Annotated in this window: 5 protein-coding genes; 3 read left to right on the top strand and 2 right to left on the bottom strand. The window is 29.2% G+C overall.

The genetic code is table 11. The annotated features are described in order from the left end of the window. The first annotated feature begins 158 nt into the window (after positions 1-158). The 3 genes from AADI82_RS13010 to AADI82_RS13000 all read left to right on the top strand — a co-directional run bounded on the left by AADI82_RS13010 (position 159) and on the right by AADI82_RS13000 (position 5,758). Entirely contained in the window at positions 159-929 is a 771-nt protein-coding gene (locus AADI82_RS13010; protein WP_341216860.1) for a LuxR C-terminal-related transcriptional regulator, read from the top strand. Positions 930-1,217: 288 nt separating this feature from the next. Further along, positions 1,218-2,276 carry a hypothetical protein gene (locus tag AADI82_RS13005; RefSeq protein WP_341216859.1) on the top strand — a complete coding sequence of 353 codons (1,059 nt, stop codon included), beginning with the start codon at positions 1,218-1,220 and terminating at the stop codon, positions 2,274-2,276. 29 nt (positions 2,277-2,305) lie between these two features. Beyond that, positions 2,306-5,758, top strand: a complete 3,453-nt coding sequence (locus AADI82_RS13000) for a hypothetical protein (protein ID WP_341216858.1) — start codon at positions 2,306-2,308, stop codon at positions 5,756-5,758. Positions 5,759-5,906: 148 nt separating this feature from the next. Here AADI82_RS13000 and AADI82_RS12995 read toward each other — a convergent pair whose 3' ends face one another. Further along, positions 5,907-6,140, bottom strand: coding sequence for a hypothetical protein (locus AADI82_RS12995; protein WP_034041547.1), 234 nt, complete (start codon positions 6,138-6,140; stop codon positions 5,907-5,909). A 13-nt stretch (positions 6,141-6,153) separates the two neighbouring features. Then, on the bottom strand, positions 6,154-6,335 hold a 182-nt coding region (locus tag AADI82_RS12990), incomplete at its 5' end, for a hypothetical protein (RefSeq protein WP_341216857.1).

Raw genomic sequence — 6,335 nt, 5'->3', positions numbered from 1 at the left:
CCCTTCGCGCCCACAAAAAAATCCTAAAGCATTTGCTTTAGGATTTTTTATTTTATAGATGTCTCTTCATTATTGTTAAGCCTATTACTAGAGGTTTAAAAGGGTATATGTTTTTACAAACCAAGAATTTTATCTATTTTTAAAAAAATCTCTCAAGTATGAATAATGGTAGTGTTAAAGATGCATATAAAGAAATATTTAAATCTTACGAAAATCCATCCTTAGAAAAGCATATTCAAAAAATAAAAGAATTAGATACATACTTACCTTATAGTTCTACTTTTTTTTGTGTCACTAATACTCAAGATTTAAGTTTTGAATTTATCAGCAAGAACATAAAAGCATGTTTAGGGGTGGATGAAAATGAGTTGAAAGCTCGGGGAATGCGATATTTTTGGAGTAAAATGCATCCAGATGATTTAGAGCTATGGCTTAAAGCTTTAAATGAACTTATGAATTTTACATTAAATAATACAAGTATTGGTGATAGAAAGAAAATGAGTTACACTTGGAATTATCGTTTAAAGAATGCTAAAGATAATTATGTGAATGTTATACAAAACACAACGCCACTTGAGTTTGATAGTGATGATAAACCTATAATAGGACTTGCTCATTATACAGTTTTAGACTCTAAAATAAAGCTTGATATTACTGCAACTGCTAAAATTTTAAATGCTAATAGTGAATATGAAACTATCTACTTTAATAACTTTTCTCAAAAACTCTTGTCAGATGGAATAAGTAATAGAGAGCGCGATATTATAAGATTATTGTTGTTAAACAAATCTAGTAAAGCTATTGCTGAAAATCTAAATATTAGTTCGCACACGGTTGATACACATAGGCGTAATATTTTAAAAAAGTTAAATATTTCTTCTACCGGAGAGCTAGTGGCTTTATTAAAACTAAAGAATACTATTATTTGATATTTTTTTAGACTATTAGTAACATAAAAGACTACTTAATATACTCAAATTAAGTATTGTATTTAATAATAGATTAATGCATCTTTGTGAAGCTATTAATTAGTTCTTAAGGAGAATTATTTTAAGGTGTTTGATTAAATAACCATAATCAAACACCTTTTATCATTATTTTTATCCTAACCTAGTTTTACTCCCCCAAATATTTACCTGTTAATGTTGTGTTTAATTAATGAAATACACTATATGATTGGTTCTATTTATTGCAAAACGGACATTTTTAAAAGTTCAATGAAAAGTTTACTATTTATTTTATTTTCCTTGCAATTATTAGGAGGACAAGAACTAAAATTTCCAAATGTGTCTTCAATTCAATTAAGTGATTTTGATAAACTAAAAGAAGGAGGAAAACATAAATGGACTTCTTCTGATGGGAATACTTATGGAATGAAATTTGAAAAAGGCAAAAAATCAACATGGATTGAGTTGGGTGGTAAGATGGTTTTGCATGGTACAATTTATATTTATGACCAAACTTATGATGAACCAAGAATTGAATATTTAAGAGATAAAACACAATATGTTTATGGACAAAAACATGGGCTTTCTGAAATATACTCCATTGTGAAAGGGAAAACCTATTTAAAAGAACTTACAACTTATGCATTTGGGCAAAGACATGGTGAGTATCTGAAATATGAAACTAAGGACCGAGTTATAAGTTCGGGTCAATACGATAAAGGTATTAAACAAGGCAAATGGATAGATTATTATTCTTCTGGAAATATAATGTATGAATACGATTATAATGGTTTTTCTGGTATTAGATATTCTTATTCTAGTGGTGGTGCGACAGCAAATAGTAAAAAAGGAAAACTTCAATCAAAAAGTAGTTACAAGTATTTTTATAATCAAGGAGATGATAAAGGGAAATGGAAAAGACATGGATTAAGTACTTACTATAGCTACGGAGGAGGCATTAAGGAAAAATATTTTTATGAGGGAAAAGAGTCGGACGGTAAGCAACAAGATAATGTGGTTATTAATAGTGAATTGCACAAATCGCCAAATTGTGCCTCGTCTGCTAAAGAAATAAAAGAATTGCTTAATAGGATAAAGCCTACAAGCAATTATGCAAGAGAAACGAAAAGAATAGGAAACGAGATTTGTGCTTACTTGGTAAGTAAAGAGGTCGAAAAGACACCCTGGTATTCAATACAAAATGCTATTAACATAATAACAAGTTATTTACGTGAAGAAACAAAGAGGAAATGTGATGAGGAAGAATGTAGAAAACGGATACTTTTTCTAAAGCAAGCTAAATCATATTTGACGGGTGTACGTGGTTAGATTTAATAATTAAAAAAAATTAATGTAGCATGAGAAAATTAATTTACTATTCAATAATTTCTTTCTTTTTTATAATAACGGCAACAGGACAAAGTGGGGTTCATACTCAAAGCTTTAGTGGTAATCATAAAGGAGCATCAATATCAGGTACAATTAAATATAAAGCTGAATGTTATCTAGGTAACCCTTATGTATCTGTAGTTATTGGAAATGTTAGTATTACATCCTATACCTACCAAGGACGAAGGTATTCAGGAAATGATATTCCTGGATACCAATTTCCAGTTCGAGTTAATAAAGGGATTTTGAAAATTTCGGCAACATTTAAATATGGTGTAAATTCTAGGATAAGTGCAGGTACAGGTTTTGGCGTAAATATTAATAGTAGTGTAAGCGGAGGTTTATCAGGGAAGTATATGGATGATAAATTTAGTTGGAATAATGAAAGTAGTGTAAAAGAAATAATAAAATCTCATGGCGTTAAAAACTGTAGTGATAATTGGGGGAAACATCTTGGAAAGATATTAAACTTATCGATAAATGGTACTGCTAGTCTTGATGATGGAGTTGATCAAAAATTAGAGGAAGCCATAAAAAAGTTGATTAAAAATAATAAAGCAAAGGAATTACTTAATGCTGCCAATCGTCAATTTTCAAATTCTAATTATGATGCTGCCGAAAAACTTTATCGGGATGTTTTAAAGGTAGACTATTCAAACCAAGAAGCTAAAGATAAATTAGCAAAAATTAGCCTTATAAAGAAGAATGAAAAGCTCGAAAAAGCATTTAATGATTTAATTAGTTCTGGTGATAATTATTATAGGAGTGAAGATTATACAAATGCTATTCAAGAATATAAAAGTGCATTAAGTAATGGTTTTGATAACGAGAGAGCTCAAAGCAAGATTCAAGAAGCTCAAGACGCAAAAGAGAAACAATTACAAGATTTAAAAGCAAAAAAAGATGCAGAAAAAAATGCTAATGAGGAAAAAGAAGAGGAAAATGCAAATTCAAAGGAGGCTGAAAATAAATTAGATGAAACTAGAGCATTTGTTCAAAGAGGAGATGCATTTTTAAAGTCTACACACTACAATAAAGCTATTAGTGAATATAAAAAAGCTTTAGTATTAGATCCAGATAACACAACTCTAAAGAACCATATCAAGAAAATTGAAACTTCACTTAAAAATAAAAAAGAGGAAAAAGAATTCCAAGAAAAACTTGCAGAGAAAAAAGCAAAAGAAGATGCAGAATATTATGCTAATCGTAGAGAAAGGTTGGCTGCCACGGAGCAGAGTATCGATGCCCAAATAAAAGCTGCAAAAAAGGCAGGAGATTATATTCAATCTTCTATAAACCAAATTTCTCAACAGAATGCTTCATATAATGCCTATAAAAGCAAAATAGAAGCAGCAACACGTATGCGAAAATCTGATGACCCAGATGAAATTATAAGGCAGTTTAATGACAAATTAGTTGAACTGGAAAGATTAAGTGAACAAAGGTATAATCAGCTAGTCAAGCAAATTAAAGCTTACCATGCTCAACAGAGTTCATACAATACTACTCAATTAGACCAAGCCGCTACTAATTTGGGAGTTGCACTTGGTTCAATGGGTCTGTCAAAAAGAATTGCTAAAGAAAAGGCAGCTTCAGTGGAGAAATTGGAAGGAAAGAAACGCGCAATGTTAACTAAGGTTAAAGATAATTTAGTAAAAGATTTTAAAAAAAACAGAGAAAACTTTTTTAGGAGAGCAGCATCAGAAATAGCAGTTGATAAGGAAAAATATTATTTAGATATGACAAAATATTATCAATGTAAAATAGATAGAGTACAATCTCAATTTTCTATTGATAATACAGATTGGGTTGACCCTTATTGTAACAAGGTGACAGAAAATTATTCTTCCTCGAATAATTCACCAAGTGATAAACAACTTTTTGATGCGTCATTGAGAAAATATAAAAATCCAAATAAATACTATCAACAAGCTAGCAAAGATTTTGTTGGTATGGCTATAAAAGCGAACCCTAAAAAGGCTGATTATTACTTTCATAGGGCAAAATTTGAGGAAATGGGATCAAAAAAACATATTAGTTTATTAATGAAAACATTTGATTTAAATAAGGGTTACCCTAATGTTAAAAAATTACTTGCAGAATCACTTGCTGAGAAGAAAAGAACAGACGAAACCACTTTTTTTGATAAAAATTGGAAAATTACTTCAAAAAAAGAAGCCTTTTACTATAGACCATTGGTAGATATGAAAAGTAATCCATTTCGTATTAAAAACTATTATTCATCAAACAATCAATTACAAATGGAAGGGTTCGCAACTGGTGCGGATGATAAGAATAATATAATATTTGATGGAGAAGTTATTTTCTATTTCGAATCTGGTGAGGTAGATAGTAGAGCGTATTATAATAAAGGCGTTCTTAAACAAGTTCTTAAAAAAAATAAAAACGGATATATAAAAATTGGGTTTTTTAATGGAAAAAATAATCCTCTCTTTGTCTCAGTTAATTTTGGAAAAATAATTGACATAAATAATTGGAATACTGGTTTTGTAAAGAATGTTAAATGGAATTATACTAGTGCGCATAAAAAGAAGTATAACAAGTACCTTGGTTTTAACTTTGATGAAAGAGGTGATTTGCTATTTAGAGACGAGTATAATGCTAAAGGTAAATTAATAGACAGGAAAGTAGAAGACAGAATTGATGCGATGCATGCAGCATCAGAGAGTTATATTGAGAATAAAGAATATAAGCAAGCCATAAAATTTTTAGAAAATGGAATTGTTCTTTACCCAAATGATGCTTTGCTTCATTATTATTTAGGATATGCTAAAAGTAGAAACGAAAACTTGTTTTCATCTTTAAATAAAACAATTAATAAAAGCGTTAACGTCTCTCTTTCAAATAAGATTAGTAAAAACAATGAAGAGGCAATAGAGTATTTTGTTAAAGGTTTAAATTTAGTAACGAATAATAAAGAACTTGAATTGAAATTTTATAATGAATTAGGAAATCTATATTATAAAGTAGAATATTTTAGTAAATCGGCAGAAATATTTAATAAAGCTCTCAAAATTCAGCCGCGAAATGCACCTTTATTAAACAGCTATAGCAGGTCACTTGCTTTAAGTACGCAGCAACTAGATGAAGCACAAAAAATGATTAAATTGTGTAATAGCATTGAGTCAAATAACCATAATTACCAAGATACTTATGCATGGGTATTATATAAAAAAGGCAACTTTAAAGAGGCTAATGTATGGTTAGATAAAGCATTTGAGAATGGGGGAAAAGTCAACTCTATTATTTGGGAACATAAAGGGGATGTTTCTTATAAGCTTGGAGATAAAAACACAGCTATAGATTGTTGGGAAACGGCAAAATCTTTGAATAAAGAAAATGGAAGCAAGGTTTCAGATTATCTTAATCAAAAAATTAAAAAGAAGATGCTCTTAGAATAGTTTACTTTAAAGGATTTAATCTTATTCATTTTAAATTAATAAGCCCCCTGTTATAGGAGACTTATTTGACTATTTTCCCTCATTAAAATGAATAGTCAATTTCGATTGCTCACAATCAAATAATTTTTTAAAATTTAAAAGGTAGCATTTACCAAAATTCAATGTAAATACCTTTTCCTGTATGCTTTAATGTAATATTATTAGGTATTTCTTCGCATAGTTTAGCTAATTGTATAATTTGATGCTTTACTAATGGTTCATTTACTACAGTTATTAAACTGTCCGAATTACTATGATGATTATATTCGCTGCCGTATTTTGTTTCTGTATTAAAGATGTCTTTAAATCCCTCTTCAACTTTTATGCGATATTTTTTTTTCATTGATATTTACTATCTATTTGTTATTTAAATTTTGCTTTAATCGGTTTGAAACAACTTTATATTTATTTGCTATTTCAATAATGGCATTAAAAACTAGAATATTTTTACTAATACCACTTTTTGTGTTTCTAACCATTTGTGAATCTACTATTATGTTCTCGCTAGCAAGTTTACGAATCACTTTTGCTGTGTATT

This window comes from uncultured Wocania sp., from assembly GCF_964021735.1.
In the GTDB taxonomy this organism is placed as follows: Bacteria; Bacteroidota; Bacteroidia; order Flavobacteriales; family Flavobacteriaceae; genus Wocania_A.
The sequence above is the reverse complement of the archived record's forward strand: the minus strand, read 5'-3'. Positions and strand labels throughout refer to the sequence as shown.

Bases quoted from the DNA above. Each gene is read 5' to 3' on its own strand.
- AADI82_RS12995 (WP_034041547.1), bottom strand. From the start codon at position 6,140: ATGAAAAAAAAATATCGCATAAAAGTTGAAGAGGGATTTAAAGACATC.
- AADI82_RS13000 (WP_341216858.1), top strand. From the start codon at position 2,306: ATGAGAAAATTAATTTACTATTCAATAATTTCTTTCTTTTTTATAATA.
- AADI82_RS13005 (WP_341216859.1), top strand. From the start codon at position 1,218: ATGAAAAGTTTACTATTTATTTTATTTTCCTTGCAATTATTAGGAGGA.
- AADI82_RS13010 (WP_341216860.1), top strand. From the start codon at position 159: ATGAATAATGGTAGTGTTAAAGATGCATATAAAGAAATATTTAAATCT.